At 56.6% G+C, this 20,022-nt stretch carries 20 protein-coding genes; 19 read left to right on the top strand and 1 reads right to left on the bottom strand.

All coding sequences use genetic code 11. The features are described 5' to 3' along the window. Positions 1-2: 2 nt before the first annotated feature. From M8Q45_RS15925 to M8Q45_RS15835, 19 genes are all read left to right on the top strand, one after another. Positions 3-257: an EscS/YscS/HrcS family type III secretion system export apparatus protein gene (locus M8Q45_RS15925; protein WP_014337351.1), complete on the top strand. Its 255-nt coding sequence runs from the start codon at positions 3-5 to the stop codon at positions 255-257. 4 nt (positions 258-261) lie between these two features. Next, positions 262-1,065, top strand: coding sequence for a type III secretion system export apparatus subunit SctT (gene sctT / locus M8Q45_RS15920; protein WP_249875529.1), 804 nt, complete (start codon positions 262-264; stop codon positions 1,063-1,065). Further along, a complete protein-coding gene (locus tag M8Q45_RS15915) occupies positions 1,040-2,074 on the top strand; it encodes an EscU/YscU/HrcU family type III secretion system export apparatus switch protein (RefSeq protein WP_249875528.1) in 1,035 nt (344 codons plus the stop codon). The genes sctT and M8Q45_RS15915 overlap by 26 nt, the downstream gene beginning before the upstream one ends. Positions 2,075-2,369: 295 nt before the next feature. Beyond that, on the top strand, positions 2,370-2,852 hold the full coding sequence (gene sicA, locus M8Q45_RS15910; protein WP_249875527.1) for a type III secretion system translocator chaperone SicA: 483 nt from the start codon (positions 2,370-2,372) through the stop codon (positions 2,850-2,852). Positions 2,853-2,854: 2 nt separating this feature from the next. After that, a complete protein-coding gene (gene sctE / locus M8Q45_RS15905) occupies positions 2,855-4,612 on the top strand; it encodes a type III secretion system translocon subunit SseC family protein (RefSeq protein WP_249875526.1) in 1,758 nt (585 codons plus the stop codon). Positions 4,613-4,636: 24 nt separating this feature from the next. Beyond that, positions 4,637-5,734, top strand: a complete 1,098-nt coding sequence (locus M8Q45_RS15900) for an IpaC/SipC family type III secretion system effector (RefSeq protein WP_249875525.1) — start codon at positions 4,637-4,639, stop codon at positions 5,732-5,734. Positions 5,735-5,747: 13 nt separating this feature from the next. Further along, complete coding sequence (locus M8Q45_RS15895) at positions 5,748-6,854, top strand: IpaD/SipD/SspD family type III secretion system needle tip protein (RefSeq protein ID WP_249875524.1); 1,107 nt, start codon at positions 5,748-5,750, stop codon at positions 6,852-6,854. Between the two features lie 70 nt (positions 6,855-6,924). Continuing rightward, positions 6,925-7,134 carry an acyl carrier protein gene (locus M8Q45_RS15890; RefSeq protein WP_249875523.1) on the top strand — a complete coding sequence of 70 codons (210 nt, stop codon included), beginning with the start codon at positions 6,925-6,927 and terminating at the stop codon, positions 7,132-7,134. A 193-nt stretch (positions 7,135-7,327) separates the two neighbouring features. Beyond that, on the top strand, positions 7,328-9,829 hold the full coding sequence (locus M8Q45_RS15885; protein ID WP_249875522.1) for a hypothetical protein: 2,502 nt from the start codon (positions 7,328-7,330) through the stop codon (positions 9,827-9,829). Between the two features lie 89 nt (positions 9,830-9,918). After that, complete coding sequence (locus M8Q45_RS15880) at positions 9,919-11,832, top strand: hypothetical protein (protein ID WP_249875521.1); 1,914 nt, start codon at positions 9,919-9,921, stop codon at positions 11,830-11,832. 219 nt (positions 11,833-12,051) lie between these two features. Then, the gene (locus M8Q45_RS15875; RefSeq protein ID WP_283939052.1) at positions 12,052-13,311 is read left to right on the top strand and encodes a winged helix-turn-helix domain-containing protein; all 1,260 of its coding nucleotides are present in this window, start codon (positions 12,052-12,054) and stop codon (positions 13,309-13,311) included. Further along, the gene (locus M8Q45_RS15870) at positions 13,308-13,772 is read left to right on the top strand and encodes a transglycosylase SLT domain-containing protein (protein WP_249875519.1); all 465 of its coding nucleotides are present in this window, start codon (positions 13,308-13,310) and stop codon (positions 13,770-13,772) included. The genes M8Q45_RS15875 and M8Q45_RS15870 overlap by 4 nt, the downstream gene beginning before the upstream one ends. Positions 13,773-13,901: 129 nt before the next feature. Further along, entirely contained in the window at positions 13,902-15,083 is a 1,182-nt protein-coding gene (locus M8Q45_RS15865; RefSeq protein WP_249875518.1) for a PrgH/EprH family type III secretion apparatus protein, read from the top strand. Positions 15,084-15,086: 3 nt separating this feature from the next. Continuing rightward, complete coding sequence (gene sctF / locus M8Q45_RS15860; protein WP_249875517.1) at positions 15,087-15,347, top strand: type III secretion system needle filament subunit SctF; 261 nt, start codon at positions 15,087-15,089, stop codon at positions 15,345-15,347. A 59-nt stretch (positions 15,348-15,406) separates the two neighbouring features. Further along, the gene (sctI, locus tag M8Q45_RS15855; RefSeq protein ID WP_249875516.1) at positions 15,407-15,715 is read left to right on the top strand and encodes a type III secretion system inner rod subunit SctI; all 309 of its coding nucleotides are present in this window, start codon (positions 15,407-15,409) and stop codon (positions 15,713-15,715) included. After that, the gene (locus tag M8Q45_RS15850; RefSeq protein WP_249875515.1) at positions 15,712-16,434 is read left to right on the top strand and encodes an EscJ/YscJ/HrcJ family type III secretion inner membrane ring protein; all 723 of its coding nucleotides are present in this window, start codon (positions 15,712-15,714) and stop codon (positions 16,432-16,434) included. Before sctI ends, M8Q45_RS15850 begins: the two co-directional genes overlap by 4 nt. Then, the gene (locus M8Q45_RS15845; RefSeq protein WP_249875514.1) at positions 16,421-16,987 is read left to right on the top strand and encodes an OrgA/MxiK family T3SS sorting platform protein; all 567 of its coding nucleotides are present in this window, start codon (positions 16,421-16,423) and stop codon (positions 16,985-16,987) included. Before M8Q45_RS15850 ends, M8Q45_RS15845 begins: the two co-directional genes overlap by 14 nt. Beyond that, positions 16,959-17,666 carry an oxygen-regulated invasion protein OrgB gene (locus M8Q45_RS15840; RefSeq protein ID WP_249875513.1) on the top strand — a complete coding sequence of 236 codons (708 nt, stop codon included), beginning with the start codon at positions 16,959-16,961 and terminating at the stop codon, positions 17,664-17,666. The genes M8Q45_RS15845 and M8Q45_RS15840 overlap by 29 nt, the downstream gene beginning before the upstream one ends. A 4-nt stretch (positions 17,667-17,670) precedes the next feature. After that, positions 17,671-18,093 carry a hypothetical protein gene (locus M8Q45_RS15835; protein WP_349654639.1) on the top strand — a complete coding sequence of 141 codons (423 nt, stop codon included), beginning with the start codon at positions 17,671-17,673 and terminating at the stop codon, positions 18,091-18,093. A 223-nt stretch (positions 18,094-18,316) separates the two neighbouring features. Here the strand turns inward: M8Q45_RS15835 and M8Q45_RS15830 are convergent, their stop codons facing one another. Then, complete coding sequence (locus tag M8Q45_RS15830; RefSeq protein ID WP_249875511.1) at positions 18,317-19,819, bottom strand: hypothetical protein; 1,503 nt, start codon at positions 19,817-19,819, stop codon at positions 18,317-18,319. Positions 19,820-20,022: the final 203 nt, after the last annotated feature.

Genomic DNA, 20,022 nt, shown 5'->3' with positions numbered 1-20,022 from the left:
CGATGAACGATCTGGTCTATGCCGGCAACAAAACCTTGTACCTGATCCTGCTGATGGTGGCCTGGCCAATCATCGTCGCCACGGTGGTCGGCCTGGTGGTCGGGTTGATCCAGACCGTGACCCAGTTGCAGGAACAGACGTTGCCGTTCGGTTTCAAGCTTTTGGCGGTGGCGGCGTGCCTGTTCCTGCTTTCGGGCTGGTACGGCGAAACCTTGCTGGATTTCAGTCGTGAAGTCATTCGCCTGGCGTTGAGTTAGGCCGATGTCGTTGACGTTGTTCTTCGAGCTGTACGCCTGGTTCGCTGCGGCGGTGTTGGGCGTGGCGCGCCTGGCGCCGATCTTTTTCATGTTGCCGTTTCTCAACAGCGGCGTGCTGACCGGTGCCGGGCGTCAGGCGGTGATAGTCCTGGTGGCGCTGGGCTTCTGGCGCTATGTCGGCGTGCCCACGCCCGCCCTCGACAGCCTGGCGTTCTTCGGCCTGTTGCTGCGCGAGGTGGGTATTGGTGTGCTGCTGGGCGTGCTGCTGGGCTGGCCATTCTGGGTGTTGCATGCCATGGGCAACCTGATCGACAACCAGCGCGGGGCCATGCTCAGCAGTACGGTGGACCCGGCCAACGGGGTCGATACTTCGGAGCTGGCGAATTTTCTCCAGCTGTTCGCGGCGGCGGTGTATCTCGAAGGTGGCGGCATGCTGTTGATGCTCGAAACCGTCGGCCACAGTTATCGCCTTTGCGCGCCGGCAAGCGGTTGTGAGTTGTACCTGCCCGCGCTCTATTCATTGCTCGACGCGCTGGTGAGCAAGACGCTGGTCATCAGTGCACCGGTGGTGGCGACCTTGCTGGTCAGCGAGGCGTTGCTCGGCTTGCTCTCACGGTATGCGCCGCAAATGAATGCGTTCTCCGTGTCGCTGACGGTGAAGAGCCTGGTGGCGTTGGTGGTGTTGATGCTGTATTTCGGCGTGCATTTGCCCGATGAAGTCCTGCGAATGGGCAGGATGTCCGACGGGTTGTCGCTGTATTTGGGCGATGGGGAGGCGGGCGATGGCATCCAGCGCCTCGAAGACTGAAAAACCCACCGCCAAGCGCCTCAGGGATGCCGCGCGCAAAGGGCAGACGTTCAAGGCCAAGGACCTGGTCATCACCTGCCTGACCCTGTGCGGCATCGCCTATATGGTGTTCAACAGCTCGTTGCTCGACGTCATGGACGTCTACCGGCGCATCATCGCCAGCGATTTTGATACCGAGCTGCAAGCCTACTCGGCGATGCTGGTGCTGGTCGGCCTCAAGGCGTTGTTGCCGTTGTTGCTGGTATGCGTGCTGACCAGTGCCGTGCCGGCCTTGCTGCAAAGCGGTTTTGCCTTGGCCAGCGAAGCGTTGAAACTGAATCTGGGCGCCTTGAACCCGGTCAATGGCTTCAAGAAACTGTTCAGCCTGCGCACCGTCAAGGACACGTTCAAGGCGCTGTTGTACCTGGCCAGTTTCGCCATGGCGCTGTGGATCGTCTGGATCACCCAGCGCCAATTGCTGTTTGCCCAATTGTTCGCCCAGGCGCCAGACCTGTTCGCGATCTGGGGACATTTACTGCTGGTGCTGGTGCTGGCCTTTCTCGCCTGCGTCCTGCTGATCGTCGTGCTCGATGCCCTCAGCGAGTATTGGCTGTTCATGAAAGACCAGATGATGGACAAGGATTCGGTCAAGCGCGAGCACAAGGAGCAGGACGGCAACCCGCAGATCAAGGGCCGTCGTCGCGACTTGCACATGGAACTGTTGTCGGAGCAGGTCAAATCCGATGTGCGCAGCTCACGCATGATCATCGCCAACCCGACCCACATTGCCATCGGCGTGTATTTCCGCCCGGAAATCACCTTGCTGCCGTTTATCTCCCTGATGGAAACCAACCAGCGCGCCCTGGCGGTTCGGGCGTACGCCAAGGAAGTGGGGGTGCCGGTGGTTAACGACGTCGCCTTGGCTCGGCGGATCTTCAAGACCCACCAGCGCTACAGCTTTCTCCAGGTGCAGGAGATCGAGGAGGTGCTGCGGTTGCTGATCTGGCTGGAGCAGGTCGAGCAGGCGTGAGGATCAAACGAAGCCAGACTCGGACTTTGTGGCGAGGGAGCTTGCTCCCGCTGGGCTGTGTAGGAGCTGTCGAGTGAAACGAGGCTGCGATCTTTCCCCAGACACTTGAATCCCAAGCGAAAGATCAAAAGATCGCAGCCTTCGGCAGCTCCTACGGCGCAGCCCAGCGGGAGCAAGCTCCCTCGCCACAAAAGCAGCCTCGTCGTGGCATGAGCGCAATTTGGCAGCGGCCCTGCCGACATTTTGGCCCAATGCACCGGTCAGCGACGCTGACGTTTTCTCAGGAGTGTGGCGGATGAGTCGCGATAACAACCAAGACGAACAGGTGGCCTTGGAGGTCGTCGATGCAGTGCTCGGTGGGGCGGCCTTGAAAGACGTGCAAGGCCTCAGTGACGAGCACATGGACGGTCTCTATGCCTTCGCCTTCCAGTTCTACGAACAGGGGCGGCTGGACGATGCCGAGAAGTTCTTCCACTTCCTGTGCATCTACGACTTCTACAACAGCCATTACTGGATGGGACTGGCGGCGGTGCACCAACTCAAGCAAAACCACCAGAAGGCAATCGACCTGTATGCCATCGCTTTCGCCCAGGGCAAGAACGACTACCGACCGATGTTGTACACCGGCCAATGTCACTTGGCCCTGGGCAAGGTCGGCAAGGCCCGGTTGTGTTTCGAGTATGTGCTTGAGCAAGCCACGCAAGACGATCTGCGCGAGCAAGCCAAGGTGTATCTCGACACCCTGGCCCACATGGAACAGCACTGTTCGGAGGACTGAACATGAGTGAGATAAGGACTGCTTTCAACCCGGCGCTTCACGGCGCAATGAGCCGCAGCGAGGCCTTCGAGAAATACGGCGCGGCAGCCAGCAAGGCCGCGAGGACTGCGGATTTCCAAGAGGCCGGCCAGAAAGCGATGGCGGACCTGATGTCGGTGAAATACGAAGGCCGCGACAGCGCGCCCACCACGCATACAGGCAGACCCGCGTTGCACCCACCACCACCGCGGGCGGATGGCAACAAACAGGAAACCGACGGCGATCTGTTCACGTTGTTGATGGCGATGATCAGCGAGCTGATCGGCGAGGTCGACGTCAAGAAGTTGAAAAATCGCCTGGCCATGCTGCACGGCATGGCCGGCGCCAGGCAACAGGCCCATGAGAACTTGTCGGCTGAATACACCGCTGCCGTCGCGGCAATGGAGGCCGCCGAGGACAATGTCGGCAGCAGCCAGGCCCACCTGGAAAAACTGCGCGATCGGGTCTTGCACTTCCAGGGATTGCTGGATGAAAGCGAGGCGCGGCTGGCGCAGCTGGATCCAGAATCACCTGAGTATGCACAGGAGTTGGCACGTCGTGAGCAGCTCAAAGGCGAAGTGGCGAACCATACCCAAGCCTTCAATGTGGCGACCGATGCGCATCTGAAACTGATCGAAGTGGCCAATGCCTGTGCCAAGGCTGTGGGCACGGTATTCGCGAAAGTGGTGGCGTTCAGCGACAACAGCTCGACCCCCAAGCCCACCGATGAAAAGGCCCTCAGCAGCAGCGCACTGGCGCTATTGAACCGCTTGAAAATCATCGAACTGCTCGGCGAGTCGGCGCAGAACAAGGAGGAACTCAACCAGGAACTGTTCCAGGAACTGCAAGCCAGGCTCCAGGCGCACATGCAGCGCGAGTCGGAAAAATACCTGGAGGAAGTGCGCAAGGCCGAGGCGCTGCAAAAGACCATGGGCTGCATCGGCAAGATCGTCGGGGCGATCTTGATCGTCGCCAGTGTCTTGAGCTTCAACCCGGTGCTCATCGCCGTGGCCGTGGTCGGCGCGGCGGTGATGATTGCCGACTCGGTGATCCAGGACAAGACCGGCGTGTCGTTCATGGCCGAAGCCATGAAGCCGCTGGCCATCGTCATGCAAGAAGCCATCAAGCTGTTCACTGAGATCTACACCAAGATGCTGATCGGCCTGGGCGTCGATGAGGACAAGGCCAAGGAGATCGCGCAGATCGCCGGGATGATCCAAGGCATCGTTTCGACCCTGATCGCCGTCGCACTGGCGGTCGTTGTCGGGGTGCTGGTGATCGGGCCGATGGTCAGCGCCGTTGCCTCGAAACTGGCCTCGGTGGTCGCCCAGGCCACGCCCGCCGCCATGCAAGCGATGAAACAAGTGGCAACCTCGGTCGGCAACACCCTGACCCAGATGCTCACCCAATTGCGCGGTTTCATCACCAACGGCGCCGATCCGGTTTTGCTGGCGCGTTACGCCGCCAACCTGGAGATCGCCCAGGCCGTCACCGAGTTCGGCAATGTCGCGGTGCAGGGCGGGCTGCAGATCAAGAGCGGCCAGCACCAGGCCCAGGCCGCCGTGCACCTGGCCGACGTGCGGGTACGCATGGCCATCAGCGAAGAAATCAGCGCGTACCTGACCCAGGTGGTCGCCAACTATGGCCAGGCGATGCAAGAGCGAACCCGCCAGATCGAGCATTTGTTTGCCGATATGCAACGCAGCCATTCCGTCAGCCTGCAAATGGTTCGGCATGTTTGAAATCACAGACAACAGGTATCCACGATGACCACTATTCACGCTCCAACCACAATCGCATCCCCTGTCATTGACCCTGACCGGATCAATGACGCCGGGCTGGGCGAGTTGATTGCCCAAGAGCAACTTTCAAAGCGCAAATCCCTTGAGGGGACGTCGATCCTCGATCGGATCGCTGCAAAGCAGATACTCCAGAACAGCCCCTTCGGAGCCCTTCCTGCTGCGGAGCTGGAAAGCCGGATCAATGCCTATCAGCCCACCGAAGCGGATCGGGAGGACTTCTCTGAAGCCATGTCCATGGTCGGCGATGATGTGCGTAACGATCTGGTTTTCGACCCGGGCGCCTGGGAAAAACACGCCAACGTGCTGGTGGCCGCGATCATCGCCCTGAACATCGCGCGGGTCTCCAACGCGCAACTGCGTGGCCACTTCAGTGTCATGGCCTCCGAGGCGGTGAAGTCCCAAGGCGCGGCCATTATCGAGTCCGGCAAGGCGGCGCTGAACAGCGCCATTACCGCCGCGGTGGTGTCCGGCGCCATCGCCGGGTTCGCCATGGTCAAGACCTTCCAGGGCCAGGCAATGAAGCATGCCGACATCGACCTGCACCGCCGCAACGCCATGGACGCGAGCAACCTCGAACGCGACCTCAAGCTGGAGCGCAATCGCAATGAGTGGAGCCCGGACACCACTTACAAGATCAAGACCCTCGATGATTTCGGCCGCCCGGTCACCGTCGACTTCAAACCCAAGGGCTCGACACTGACGAACCAGGAGCAGGCCTGGTTCGACGGGGAAATCCTCAAGGCCCAGAAGGTCGGCCAAACCTCCGACTGGTTGAGCCAGATGGGCAGCAAAGGCATCGAAAAGAAACTGGAAATTGGCCGCGCGCTCAACGCCATGTTGATGAGCATGAGCCAGGTGGTGGCGAACATCGTGCGCATGAACGAGCACGCCGCCCGGGAAGAAGAAGTGCTGATGCAAAGCGCGCAGAACAGCCAGAAGAGCCTGAGTGATGAGGTCGGCCAGAAGGACGCGGCCGAGGCGGCGTTGTTGCAAAAACTGATGGAGATGGTGATGCAGCTGTTTCAATCGCGCAGTGATGTTATCCGTGCCGTGACGGCGTGAAGGAGAGAGCTCTATGGAAATTACCCAATCGATTCGTTCGCCTATCGTATTGCTGCCGAACGTAGAGGCCACCACCGATACCGCGTCGCCTGTGGACGTACCTGCTAAGATTCAAACGGTTAGTTCCCTGACGGATCTACTCGATCGGTCCATGAACGCAATGAATCGCAGCCTGGGTCATTTGCTCAGGTATCCGTCAATCATCGCCAAGCCTCTGGAAGGCGCGACCGCCGAGACCACAGCACAACACCTCATCGCGGAGTTCGTCGAACAGATCCACGCCAAACGTGACCGAGCGCAAATGTGGGCAGTGCAGGTGCGCCAGTGCGGTGCCGTGATGACCCACAGCCAGAAGACAGGGCGCTTGGATGAAAGCCAGCACCAGCAGTTGAATGATGAACACATCAAAATCCTTCGTGCCCTTCAGGAACACCTGGAAGAGAAGCAGCCCCGTGAGATCGCGGAGACTGTGGATGCGACGATCAACGCCTCGAACGACTTCTTCGACAAACTGCTCGAACTGATCGACCTGATCAAGAACGGCTACCTCGCGGGCTACGAGCACATCATTGCGGCATATTCGGACTTCTTTTCCGACTTCAACAGCGAAATCACCGCGATGATGAAGGATTGGATCGAAGGTGCGAACGACGGCAAGGAGGTCAAGTTGAATGTGGGCGCGTTGCGCAATGCATTGGATAGACTGATCGCGAAATATTCCCTACCCAACGCCGCTGCCATCCTCTTTCCAAAACCACCTGAAACAGGTGCCACTCAGGAAGAGGCGGAAAACTGGCTCAAGGCACTGGGCCTACCTGCGAGTTGCCTCAAGCAGAATCCCGCCCCGAACGGTCCTTGGTGTGTCGTCATCGACACCGGGCCACTGACAACGATGAAAAGCAGTCTGCCGTCGGGCGGCGGCACGGTGACCTGGGATACCGCCAAATTCAACGCCTGGCAAACCGGCTTCAACGCCCAGGAGGAACGCATGAAGAACATGCTGCAGTCGTTTACGCAGAAGTATTCGAATGCCAATTCTTATCATGACAATTTCAATAAGACGTTGTCGGCGCATTTGAATCAGTTTGCGGATATGTTGAGGGCGATGTTGAATTTTTGATTGTGAGGCTGAATAAGTGGATAGGTATGAATCTAGATTATATATAGAGTTTACTGTGAAGGAGTCCATCGTGAGTGGGTTTTCTATCCCGTCGCGAGATGTCAATAGTAGTTCTAGGCTGGTAGAGGATTTAAAATTTGATTCGGTGGATATAATTGAAATCGCCATGATGATGGACGATGTGTTCAATGTTGAGCTTTCTTCGGAGCAAGTGGCGACCTGGAGGTCTATGGCTGATATTGTTAACTCCGTCGCAGACTGCAATGCTTGCCGAATTTAACTTAAAGTTGGTGTGGTTCTTAGTTATGTAAAGCTTTGCATTTTATCGGTGAGCAGTCATTGGCAACGTCGGCGCGGTTGTTTTTTCTGAAAGCTAATTGGGTGTCATTGCATTTGCTAGTGATGGGTGCGTTGTAAAAGTATTAGAGGTCTCTAACATGTTAGTGAGGTCTGAGGGAACGTCAGTTTCCAATATGGCGCCGCCCGGTGTAATTTCGGAAGGCTTGCCTGGTAGTAAAATTGGAAGTGAATTAGTTAAAATCAATAACTCTGTAATGGTCGAGGCTTTTCCTTATAAGGGTGGAGAGTTTACCGGCTCGTTATTAGGAGGGAAGCCTTTCGATGGTGAGGTAAAAAATGTCAATATTCTCTACAAGCGATTTGATGGGGTTGTGAAGGAGGGAGCTTTAGCTTACCCCGATAGAACTCGCCTCCAAAGACCTGAAGCATCAACGCCTTTCCAAAAAATGTTAAGGCAAGAAGATACACCGTTCCAGCGATTGGAGAAGAATGCTGTTTTCTCGAATGAGGATGATGGGTTGCGTCGGGCAATACTTAATATTGATCCTCGCTATACGAAGCTAAGTGTTGATGAGAAGTTTGACGTAAATAACGACAATCAGAGAAGGTTGTTCGATACGTTGTTCTCCAAAGAGCTGTTAACAGGAATGGCTGGCAATAGCGAAAAAATGGCTGCTGTAAGAAAGCTGTCGGATGGAATAGTTTCTTTTTATAAGAGTTGTATTCTTGTTGATAAAATCGCGAATTGGGAGGCTGCCTGTAATGGTACCTACACTGGAGATGATCAGCGGCTTCAGCAGTTAGTAACCCAGAATGACCGGGCTAGAGAGGCAGTAGATAGCTTGGACTTGGATGCTGATGGAAAAAAATTGCTCGTAGATCTTTATCAAAGACGATATCTCAATTATATGATCGATGAAACGGATGTTTATAAGGAAGAACATCCGGAGGGTATAATAAAGTCCAAGTCAAATCCGTTGTATTTTAAGCGGGGGCGATTGGATGGCGATTTTTATCACGCAGACAGTATGAATGTCGGAATACTTCGAAGTATGGATAAGTCACCTGTCGACCTGAGGTTTTCAACCGTACCTGAAAAGCAGCCTGGTATCAGTCCCGAGCTGTACACGCGTTGTCCTGACCGTTTGAATATGGCAGATCCTGGCGGGAAGGTAGATAGGGATCCAGATAGCTGGTTGTCTTATAATTTTTTGAGTGGGAATAGTCCATTTGTAAATGGCTTATCGGGTTCCATGCTCATAGAGATTCGAGCAATGCTGTATTTAAAGGCTAGGCTCGATGCTGAAGACGTAGAAGGAAATTTTTTGGCTTCATCAGCGATGGTTGATGTCTTGGATGACTATTTTTCGGCGATCTCGGGTCTCTATGTTTATGTCGATGGAGGACATAGCCTTTTTGAAATTCAATCTTCATTCAAGCAAACTTGGGTGAAAGGTGCTTTTATAAGTACGTTTGAAGGGCAGGAATGGGGTGAGGTTGGCCAAATGCTTTATAAGGATCTGGAGTCATTTAAGAAAGCCTATCAAGCAACCAAACTTTTTGATCGGGTACTGCAAAATCAGCGCTCGGTTCACTCTCAATTGGTTTATGGCGATCCGGCAATTCAATCTGCAAGGGTCGCTAAGACTGCCGATCTGGCATTAAGCCAAACCATGGAAAGTCGTCGGGTGTTGTATAAACCGGGTGATGTTCTAATAAGTGAACTAGGCTCCGCTGCCAGTGTGTTATATAAGGTCGTTGATAATTTAAGCGGCGAAAGTCAAAAAGAGTTGTGTGCACATCTGTTAGGTGAGGGTCGATTATTGGACGGGGGCGGGGTGGCAGAGGTTCTGGCTGCTGTAAAAAGAGTGAGCGCAACCTCATCGTCGGATACGGAAGTGGCAAGTGCGGTGGATCGCGCAGCGGTGATGTCGCTTATGGGAGATATCGGTGGGTTTTATACCACGCCGGCTAATGTAAGTGAACAGCTTATGCTGGAGTTGAATGATGGGTTTGTAAGACTTGATTTAGAGGTGCCTACTTCGCAGGAGATCGAACATGTCAAAAAAATAAGTGGCTCAGCGTCTGTGGGTCCTGATAAAAGAATTGAGCGGAAGGTCAGGCAGTTTGAAAGCATAAGCGAAATACCTTTGTGGGCTGGGATCCACAATAAAGGAGTTGAAGCGGATGAGTTGTTAGGTGTTTCGACTGAGCATCGGATTCCCGAGAGTCGTTGGACGAAATTTGATATTAAAAGGACTCGGCTTCAAGAGGCAGAGGAGCCATTTGTAGGGCATATGTCGGCGTCGCCCGGTGAAATACTATTGGTGTGGGACTTACTACGCGGTGAAAAAGGTAAGGATCAGTTTTCCAAATTTTTTCCTTTGAGCTCAACGCTGTCGACAGATGATATGCGTCGTAAATTCATGGATGACCTGACAGCTAATGAGCAAAGTCAACGATATGCTCGTGCTGCCGGTGCTGGCGCCTTACTTGTTGGGCTTGGTTATCATAGTGCAGTAGAGGTTCTTGAAGGTATTCTTGTTTATACGGGGCAAAATATCCGTCAAGAAGGCGTACTTCTTTCATCGCAGCGGGATGCGGGTCACTTGTTTGGAAGTGGTGCAGCAACAGATCTTATGGTAGAGCTATTTAGCTCAAATTCTAAGTTGTAAAGTGGTTGGTGGGCTATGGATCTACGCCAGAGGTGTAATTACTTAAACGAAATACATGCTATTGGCGTTGATCTGGAAGTCACTTTCTGATGTCGTCGTTGATGTTTTTTTTTGATATAAGAGAAAATATTATGCTTCTTAGAAGTCATTCGCTTCCAAACTTGCACGCGTTCAATCATGTGACGTTATCACAAGCCGAAAAAAGCAGGTCTGCGGGGGACAAGGAGATAGATTCTACTGTCTTCATGCGTGACCGATCCCCATCGATACTCAATCGAGTAAGCGCAGTTACCGAGGCGTTGAAGGAAAACTCGTCTCCCGTACTGAATGGTAAATCGCTGGAAGTTATAAGTTTGGCACTTGTCAATAGTGAGGGTTGGCCAAGCGACGTCGCTTTGGCCTGGAAGCACGACGCTTGCGAAGGGCCCCATACAGCATTTGTCCATGGTGTGGAGAAAGGTTGGATAGACTTTGATGTTTTTTCCAGTGATGAGTCAATGCGGACTATTGAAATAAGTCACGATGGGAAAGGCGAGTATTTGGCCAGGCGCGACGGGGAGGAGCTGAAGTCGTCGGGGGAAGAATCTTTTTTTAAACTGATGCTTGCCATTAAAATGGGCGTTTCTGTAGGAAATATAAGCGAAAAACAAGCTGCTGAATTTCGAAGTGAGCTGGCTGAGGCTATTGCTGAACGGCGATTGGTTATAGGTGCGATGTTGGAGGGCGGGCTGCGATGTGCGTCGAACGTTGAGAGCGTAGTTAATGAATCGATTAATGTGGTAGAAAATGCTGCTGTCAACATCGCGCGTAATCCCGATTGGGTGGATCCGAAAACAAGGATGGCGTGTAAGTATTCCCCAGTGACAGTCGGTGAAAAGCCGGATTTGAACACCATGAAGAGTATGCAGGCGATACTGGATAATCGAATCAATACGTGCCGGGAGCTGTCCATGGAGAGGGCGGTGCCGAGTAACGGCAGCTGGTTTTCTTTTCTTAGAGGGTCTCAGTTACATGAGCCTCATCTACACACGGGAACGGTTCCGACAATTGTAATAAGTGGCGGTAGTGCAAATAAGCTGGTGGCGGAACTTGGTAAAGATTACAGTTTGGCATGGCATCCAAAAAACATGAAGAGTAATTTTAATCGTCCTGAGCCGGTTTATTTGCTGGTGCATAAAATGGATTATCCCTCCTATGCTTCTGCGATGAAGGAAACGCTTCAACAGTATCCTAATTTGCACCTTGTAGGGTGGGACGGTGGACAGCTAACAGGGTTTGGTGCTGCGCGAGCGTCTGCCTTGGCCTTTGCCGACACATTACCGTATCGGCCGGGACGAGTTGTTATGGTCGATCAGGATGTTGTTAAAACTGAACAGACCCGACACACAAGCCCATTGGTGGAGAAAAGAGTTGAGCAGTTGCACCAGCTAACCCAAAAACCGATTGTGGGCTATGGTGTCGGTTACCCTACTCGCCAGCCGCCCCCGTTGCCTTTTTCGGAGGTGAGTGCTCCGGAACGGTCCGATCTAAATTCGCCCGCTCAGCAATTCGTATCTATCCAAGCACCTTTCCGTGCGAAATGGGACGATGGAATTTATCCACCTTACATGGTGGCGGGGGGGGAGGACATGTTGATGGGGCTAGAGTTGGGCTTGATTAAGGATAAAGAAAACACAGTTCTGTTGAGCGAAAGGATAGTCAAGAAAGAGCTGAAAGGTCCCTCAGATGTGCCCAATACTTACTGGAGTGAAGGCCGTGTTCAAACACTGAAAAGGCTTTTTGAGGCGGAGCGTAATACCCCGGTTGAATTTGAGGGCGAGCGAATGAGCCTGGATGAGTTGATGTTGAAATTTAAAGACAGTGGCTGGATTGATTCGCACCCAAGTGATGAGTCTTACAATGTGGCCGCATGCGTTATTGAGAGAGTTATTTTGCGGTTCAATAAAGAGTTGGCCAGGTCGGAACTAAACTATCAGGTGCTTAGAAGAGCGGTGTCGGTATAGTTTGATCGATTGACGATATTTTTCATGGGTGTGCTGGACGGCGTTGTTGTGCCGTTTGCTGCTCACAACGTATGACGTAATTTCCTACGATAACAAGTTTAATATCCTACGGAATCCCCCCACGCATCTTCCTATAGTCACGCAGCTCGCCATCCCGAGCCTGTGCTTGCCACAGGCTCAATCGCGCTTCAGTAACTTTCTATAGGGAAGTCTCAACGTATGGACAGTGCAACTGATCAAACCCCGGCCAAGTCATTCGTTTTTGACCACTGGCTGTTGCAAAGCGATGGAACGCTGATGCGAGATGGACAAGGAGTTCATGTTCCCCCCAAAGAGCTGCACGTGCTGCGCCTGTTGTTGAGGTCGGCGGGTACGGTCGTGAGCAAGGACTATCTGCTGGACCATGTCTGGCCGCGGATGGATGCGGCGGAGGAGTCGTTGACCCGTTGTATCTATGCCTTGCGCAAGCTGTTCAAGGAGAGCAAGGACTACATCGCCACGGTGTATGGCCAGGGTTATCGGTTCACCGGTTCCGTGGTCGAGCTCGACGTGCCGAGCCAGGCGAGGGCGGTAGCGCCGTCGTTGGCGGTGTTGCCATTGCGCAATCTGGACGAGATCGCCGCGCTGGATCTGCAAGACCTGATGATTCGCCAACTGACCACGGCGTTTGGCGAGGCGTTGCATGTTATTCCCTCGGGGCTGATCGCGGCCAGCGGTGTATCGGACGATTCGCGGTCGTTGGCGGGGAGGTTGTCGGCGGATTATTGCGTGAGCGGGCGTTTTATCGGCGCGGGCGGGTTGCGACACTGGTCAGTCGAGCTGATTCGTGGTCGCGATCAGTCTCTGCTGCATGGGCAGACGCTGGATGCCTGGGATCCAGGGGAGGCGCTGGGTGTGTTGACGGGACTGGTTGCCCAGCGCGTACCCGGGTTGCGTCCCGTTGGTGATCGCTGCGGGTCTTATCCGGTGGCGGTGGCGTATCTCAATGGGTTGTGCAGCGTGCAGCAGCACACGGTGCAAAGCCTCGGCGATGCCCTCGTGCTGTTCAGGCAATGCTTGAAACTCGATGCCGGGTACGCGCCGCCCTGGTGTGGCTTGGCGGATGTGTGGCTGGGGCGGGCAATGATGGGGTTGGGTGACGCTGCACGCGCGATCGACGAGGCGCATTTGGCGGTCTCCCGTGCGTTGGCGCTGGACCCCGGAAACATCCCGGCGTTGACGCGCCTGGCGTTGCTCACCAGTTTGCGCGGTTGCGAGCAGGCAGCCCAAGTGTTGTTCCGGCAGTGCCTGTTGTCTGCCGATCCGGCGGACGTGTTGTACTTTCATGCCTGGCATCATTGGTTCTGGCGGCGCAACGAGCAGGCGGCGCAGGTGATCGAGCAGTGCCTGAAGCATGATCCGGACTGTGTCCGGGCGCAGATCCTGCGGGTACGCATTCATGAGCAGTTGACTTGGATCGGCGAGAGGCGCCTGGCATGAAGCGGCGTCGCAAAACCTGGTTATGCCTGCCGGTGTGCGTTGGCCTGGGCCTTGGCACGCCCCAGGCGCAGGCCTGGTGTTGGAGCAGGGCGGGGCAACTGCACGCCATTGAACCCGAACTGCTCCAAGCGATTGCCGAAGTCGAATCAGGCCTGCGCTCGGACGCGATCAACCACAACCGCAACGGCACTCGCGATATCGGGCTGATGCAGATCAACAGCATTCATCTAACGCGTTTGGGTGCCGAGGGCATCACCGAGCAACGCCTGCTGGATGAGCCTTGTCTGTCGGTAGAGGTCGGCGCCTCGGTGCTGGCCGGGTTTATCGCCCGTTACGGGTACAACTGGACGGCGGTCGGCGCCTACAACGCCGGCAATGCCCCGGATCGCCAAGCGGCGCGGCTGCGTTATGCGCGCAAAGTTTGGCAACGTTACCAAGTGATCACCCAGGCCGGGGACTGACGGCCGCACGGGCGGGCCCCGCGCAGGATTCTGATCTTTAGCAGCCCGCAATCGACAGAATCGGATCAGGAATCCTGCGATCGCCTTTACTAACCTCCCTGCTCATTCGACCTTACTGGAGTTTGGGCGGTGACAGTCCCGACGACCCCCACATTACAGCCCTGCGTTCTGCGGATCCTCAACGGTCCGTTGCAGGGCTGCGAATTCCCGCTTGGCGAGGGCACGACCCTAATCGTCGTCGGGGCCGTGGAGGTGTTGGGGGGGGGCGCTCGTGCTGCCAGCGTTCCGGCGGATGCCATTTTCATTCCCCTGGAGGAAGGCGGCTGCAATTTCGAGGTGCTGGTCGATCAGGCCACGCCGGACGGTGTGCCGGTGCGCGTGCTCGGCGATTCGGTCGAAGTGCGTCACTGCGCCTTCCAGGCCAGGGTGCAGATCGGTGGGCTGCACATTGCCTTGCGTCCTGAAGGTCAATCCTGGGTGCCTGCATGTCTCGGCCAGGCACACGACAGCCCGCGCGATGGCGTCGCTTTCCTCAGATGGCCTGACGCCCGTTGGGCCCGATGGGGCGGCGGTGCCCTGGCGCTGGGGGCGTTGGTCGCGGCGGTCAGTATCGGCTCGATGCCGGGGCCGGCGCCTGAAACCGATATTCGGGCCCTGATCGCGGGCGCCAGTGCGCCGGTCCAGGTGCTGCGCGGTCGTGACGAGGGGGTTTATGTCTTCGTGGCTTCGGAACGCGATGCCGGTTGGAGCCGACAAGTGCTGACGCGCCAGGCCAGCCTGCACGGCAAGGTCCTGCTGCCGGATCAGGAACGGCGCCGTTTGGAGCAAGTGCTGCTGGACCACGATTCGCAATTGGCCTGGCATTTTCTCGACCTCAAAGACCCTTCGCAGCCGCGACTGTTGCTCAGCGCGCAGCGCAACCTGCTCACGCCCGACAAGCAGGCCAAGCTGCTCGATACGCTGCTCGCGGCAGCACCTTATGCCCGCGACGTGGTGGTGCAGATGCAGGACGACGCGCTGCTCGCTGATCTTGCACAGGGCGGTTTGCAGCGCCTGGCATTGACCTTCAATCGGGTCGAACACACAGACGGGGTCTCGTTCGCCATCGGGGGGGATCTGCAGGACGCCGAGCTGGCCGCTGCGCGCCAGTACGTCGACGATTTTTACCGGCAGTGGGGTGATCGCTACGTGCACTTCACTGTCGAGCTCAGGGACGACGCGCTCAAGGGCAAGTCGTTTCAAACCGGCCCGCAGGGCTACGTCAAGACGAGTCCTTCGTCCTGGCTTTTTTCCAACAGAGACAGTAGGTGATCAATGCCTGGTATCGGTTTACCCATCATATTTCCCGACGACTTTCTCGGCGATCAAGCCGCCGCGTTCGAGGAGGGGGCGAAGAAACTCAAAGAGGCTTTGGACGATGCGCTTAAAAAGCTGCAAGGAGATGCCTCTGACCCCTCACTGCTGGCGGCCTATCAGACCGCGTTTTCCTCCTACACGGTGTTCCGCAACGCCCAGACCAACACGATCAAGGGCTTCAAAGACATCGACATGGCAATCATCCAGGCGGCGCGCTGACGCTTTCCCTTTCGACTGGCCATCGCTCATGACGATGGCCATTTTCATGAGTGCAACGTATGTCCATCCAGAGTCTTGACCTGTCGCTTATCCAGCGGTCTGCCTTCATTGAACTGCGTGGCCCGCAGGAAGGCCCGGTCGTTTCACTTGAATCGCGATTGATCGAGGCGTTTGCCGGTTCGGCAGTCGATAGCCAGCAAGACGTTTCAGCGATCAATCGGTTGCTGCAACGCCCGGATATCACCGATCCTGAAGTATTGGCCCAATTGCAGGAGCTGACCGGGCAATACAACGTGGACATCAACTTGCTCAACGTGCTGGTGCGCAAAGCCGTGGGCACGGCAGAAACCTTGTTGCGTGCATCATGAAGCCGGGCGTGTTGTTGCTGCTGTTGTGCCTGGCGCTGGCGGGGTGCCGCCAGCCGAACCTGCTGGAAGGGTTGGATCAGCAACAGGCCAATGAAGTGCTGTCGGTGCTGCAACGCAACAACATCGCGGCGGTGAAAGTCGACACTGGCAAAACCGGCTATGCGGTGAAAATCGACGCCCACGATTTTTCCGCTGCCGTCGATCTGCTCAATCTCTATTCATTGCCCTCCCGGCCACGCCTGCAAGTGGCCGAGATGTTTCCATCCGATTCCCTGGTGGCCTCGCCCCGTGCTGAAAAGGCCCGTTTGTATTCAGCGCTGGAGCAGCGCATCGAACAGTCGCTGAGTGTGCTCGAAGGCGTCGTGTCGGCGCGGGTCCATGTCAGTTACGACCTGGATGCCGGCGAGGGCGGGCGCAAGTCGCCGCCTATCCATCTCGCGGCGGTGGTGTTGCATGAGCGCGATGTCGAGCCGCAGCTGCTGATCGCCGATATCAAGCGTTTCCTCAAGAACAGTTTCGCGACCGTGGAGTATGAAAACGTCTCGGTGGTGCTGTCCAAACGTTCCCCGATCCAGCATGTCGCGCCGTCGGTCGTCGCCACGACGGGGCGCTTGCCGTGGCCGTGGTGGTTGGCAGCGACCAGTGCGGTGCTGTTGGCCGGTGGTGGCGCTTGGGTCTATTGCCGGGCAAATGCAGGGCGGCGCGATGCCGCAGCTTGAGTGCCTGGCGCACATTCTCGCCGAACCTTTGGGGTATCTACATCCCCGGCGTCTGGTCGTACCGGCCGGATTCGAAGGCGTCGAAGCCCGTACGGTGCTCAACCGCATGCTGCTCGAAGGATTAGGACTGCAAGGGCCGTGGCCTTCCGTGCCGTTGACCGGTGTGACGAAACAATGGGTTCGTTATTGGCGGCAATTGCCCTATATCGCCGTGTTGATGGGGGCTTATCGCTTGATGCCCGATCTGGCGCGAGGCGCAGCGCTGCTGGGTCTGCCCGGGTCGGTCCGGCGGTTTGCCAGCTTCGACCTGGGCCCGCGAGGTGGCCTGCCGATCGAGTGCGCGTCGGTTTCGATGGCGCAGGTCGAAGCGGCCGGTCTCAACGCGTTGTGGGGCTGGCGCGATCAGGTCTCTCATCTTTTGCTCGAACGCCTCGATTTGCAGTTTTCCGAGCCGGTGGTTCGTTTGCACCAGCAATGGCCCATTCCCCAACCGGCTCCAACCCTTTTCTTCCTGGCGGTGCAGCATGCTCGACTCCATCCGAACCCTGACTGAATTACCCATGGGCGAAGACGTGCGCCTGGCTCGCGAAGACATCGCTGCCGCGCGGCGTCGTCATCGCTTGCAGCTGGAGGCCCAGCGCCGCGCGCGGGAGTGTGTCGAGCAAGCGCACCGTGAGGCCGAGGCGGTGCATGCGCAGGCGTTTCAACAGGGCTACGCCGAGGGCATCCTGCGGGCGAGCGAGCATCTGGCCGACGGCTTGCTGAAGTCGCAAACGCTGGGGCTGCAATTGCGCAACGATCTGGTCCGGGTCGCCGGTGATCTGCTCGGGCAAGCCTTGAACCGCCCGGAGTGGCTGGATGAAATGCTGGAGCGCTGGTTGGCTGGGCAGCCAGGCGACTCAGGCACGGTACTGCACCTGTTGCTGCCGGTGTATTGTCGCCCGCGTGGCCCTGCGCTGCGCGAAAGCCTGAGTAGGCAATGGGCCGGCGAGCTGATCTTGGAATATCACCTGCAAGATCGCTATGTGCTGCGGTTGGCGGATCAACTGTTGGAATTCGATGTCGAGGCGACCCGGGAACGGCTGGCGCCCCGGTTGTTGGCGAGCCTCGCCAACCTGCCGGAGACGGTACGCGTCCTGGACCAAATCTCCAGACAGGCGCTCGCGCAGGTGTGCGCGAGCTTCATCGATTCAGTACCCACCGACCCTGGCGAGGTTTGCCTTGAAAATTGAATCCATGATGAATTCCAGCCTGTTGGATCGCGCCGCGGATTCATCGATAGAACCGCTGGAATCACGCCTGCTGGCCGCCCGCGATCAGGCGCCTGACAGCAAACGCCCGGATCCTGAGTTCGATCAGCTTTATCAATTGCTGCTGGCCATGGAGGGGCAGGGAGAGAAGGCGATTTATGAGTTTCTCCGTGCGCTGCGGGGGGCGGATGGCGTAACGGCTGCATACCCCACTGCCCAGGCGTTGATGGCGATCACGCTGCAAGTCTTGGTGCGATTGAAGGACGAGGGGTTGGAAAAGTCGCAGATCTATAAGGAGGTCGGCGGTGCCAATGGGTTGGCGTTCGCGATGGATGTTTTTGTGAAGGGGTTTATGCGCGATGTGTTCCAGCCGATGGGGGATGAGGCTTGGGAGAAGAGTGAGTGGTAACGCAAGGCACACGATGCCGGCCAGTCAGGCAGGCGTGAGGCACACCATTAGTTCTTTGTGGCGAGGGAACTTGCTCCCGCTGGGCCGGGCTGGCGCTCCAGCGCGAAGCGGCCCTGTCTTGGGGGGCTGCTGCGCAGCCCGGCGGGAGCAAGCTCCCTCGCCACGGTTAGCGTGTTGCTCATGTATTTCAGGCAAAACCGATGCCCTTTGATCGCCAGAAAACTCACGCCGCACTGGTGCGCGCGTTGATGTAGGTCGTGCCGGGACGAACAGCGAGCACGAAGAAAGCGACCGTGACATTGACCATATGGTCGACCATTTCCTTTGGAATGGGCAGGCTCGAAAAGAATCGGGATGCCGCGATGACGATCCCCGTGATTATTTGGCCTACGGAGGTTCGTATCGCATTCGTGGACAGGAGTTGGTTAGCCACTTGCTCGCCAGTGGGTATTCGGAAAGAGATGGGGTTGATCCGAAAACCCTTTCCAGCAGCATCTGCTTGTAAGGCGTGCATCGCTTCGCCCATGAGCACTTGGCCGGCAACGTCGGCTCCGGCGTTGTAGGCGCCCCGCAATACGTCATGTTCCAATACCGGTGCCAGGGATTCGACAATTTGTCCGGCCCGGGCCTCAAGCGGCAGATTTGCATCGAACGGGGTATTGGCCCGATGTTCCACCCAAGCCGACAGTTGAAAGGCCAAGCCTTCCGCTTCGGAGGTTGGGGGCTTGCTGCCCTGCGCCATTGCATACCCGGGACCGGAGTGTGGTGCGGTGTAGTTCATGCCGGTGAAGGACAGGAACTGCAGGGCGGCGTTCAGCGCGCCTGCGGCGGCCGTGCCGCCGGGGTTGGGTTTTGCATTGTCGCCCGTGGGGAAGAACAGGCTCACCAGGTCCTGGGCAAACGTGTAGAACGCCATTTGCGTGCCGAAGGACGCCAATGCTGGCAGCGCGGTTGGAACGGTTATGGCGGCTGTCAGGGCCAAGGCCGATATTGTGAGGGTGATGGAGCGCGCCAAGCGCGTTTCAGCGTTTGCGGTTCCATTGCACTCGTCCCGGATGGCTCCGAGGATATTCAGCAATGGGCCGATGCTCTGGGCAATCGCACCGATCACACTGCGGGTCAGCGGCGAAGCGGCGTTGGTTTGGAGGGTTTTTTCCATGGCGAATCCGACCTGTTGCCGGATTACCGTGAGCGTGCCGGTGACCAGGCCGGTGCGTAGGGTGGAAATGGTCAGGTTGCTGGCCCAGCGTCCGAGATCGCCTTCGAATTCGTTGCGGGTCAGTTTGCCTAGGAAATCACTGAGCTGATCAAGGATGGTTTGGGCACGTTGTATGGATACGTCGGGATCTGACAAATGGGTTGAGCCCTCGAACATACTCAGGTCAATGCTCACAAAATCATCATCGTTGTAATGCGTGCCATCGGTGTCGCCGTTTATCTTCGATTCGATGCCGTCAATGAATGCACGAACCCGCGTGTCGGCGCTATTTATTAGCGCTGTAATGATTTCATTGAGTTCCTCATCGAGGTCCGTCAGTACGGTTGCTGTGTCTGGCGATGAGAGTTGGCTTCTCTGCTCGGCAGGAATGACTTCATCGAGCATCTCTATAACGGTGTGGGGTGATCCTCCTCCTTCAATATTGATGACAGTGTCCGACTTTTGGGGGCGGACGGGCTCGTTTGAACTGTATTGCGTGGCATGTGCGCTTGTGGGTGATATAGGCATTTTCTGCTCCTGTGTGGCGGAGGGCTACCGGAGGGCGCTGCAACTGCGTCGATCTTTTGCAGGCTTTTTGCGCTTGCAACTATCAAATAACGCTCCTAGGCAAGGGCCGCGGCGCGTCGACGCAAAGGTGCCCCCGGAATCAAAGCGGTTCTCGCCGCTGGCGCTCCTGCTCGGTATAATCCCGTCACTTTTTATCGCCCAGA

Source organism: Pseudomonas sp. T1.Ur (assembly GCF_023516725.1).
Classification (GTDB): Bacteria; Pseudomonadota; Gammaproteobacteria; order Pseudomonadales; family Pseudomonadaceae; genus Aquipseudomonas; species Aquipseudomonas alvandae.
This window is presented reverse-complemented; position numbering and strand designations above follow the sequence as displayed.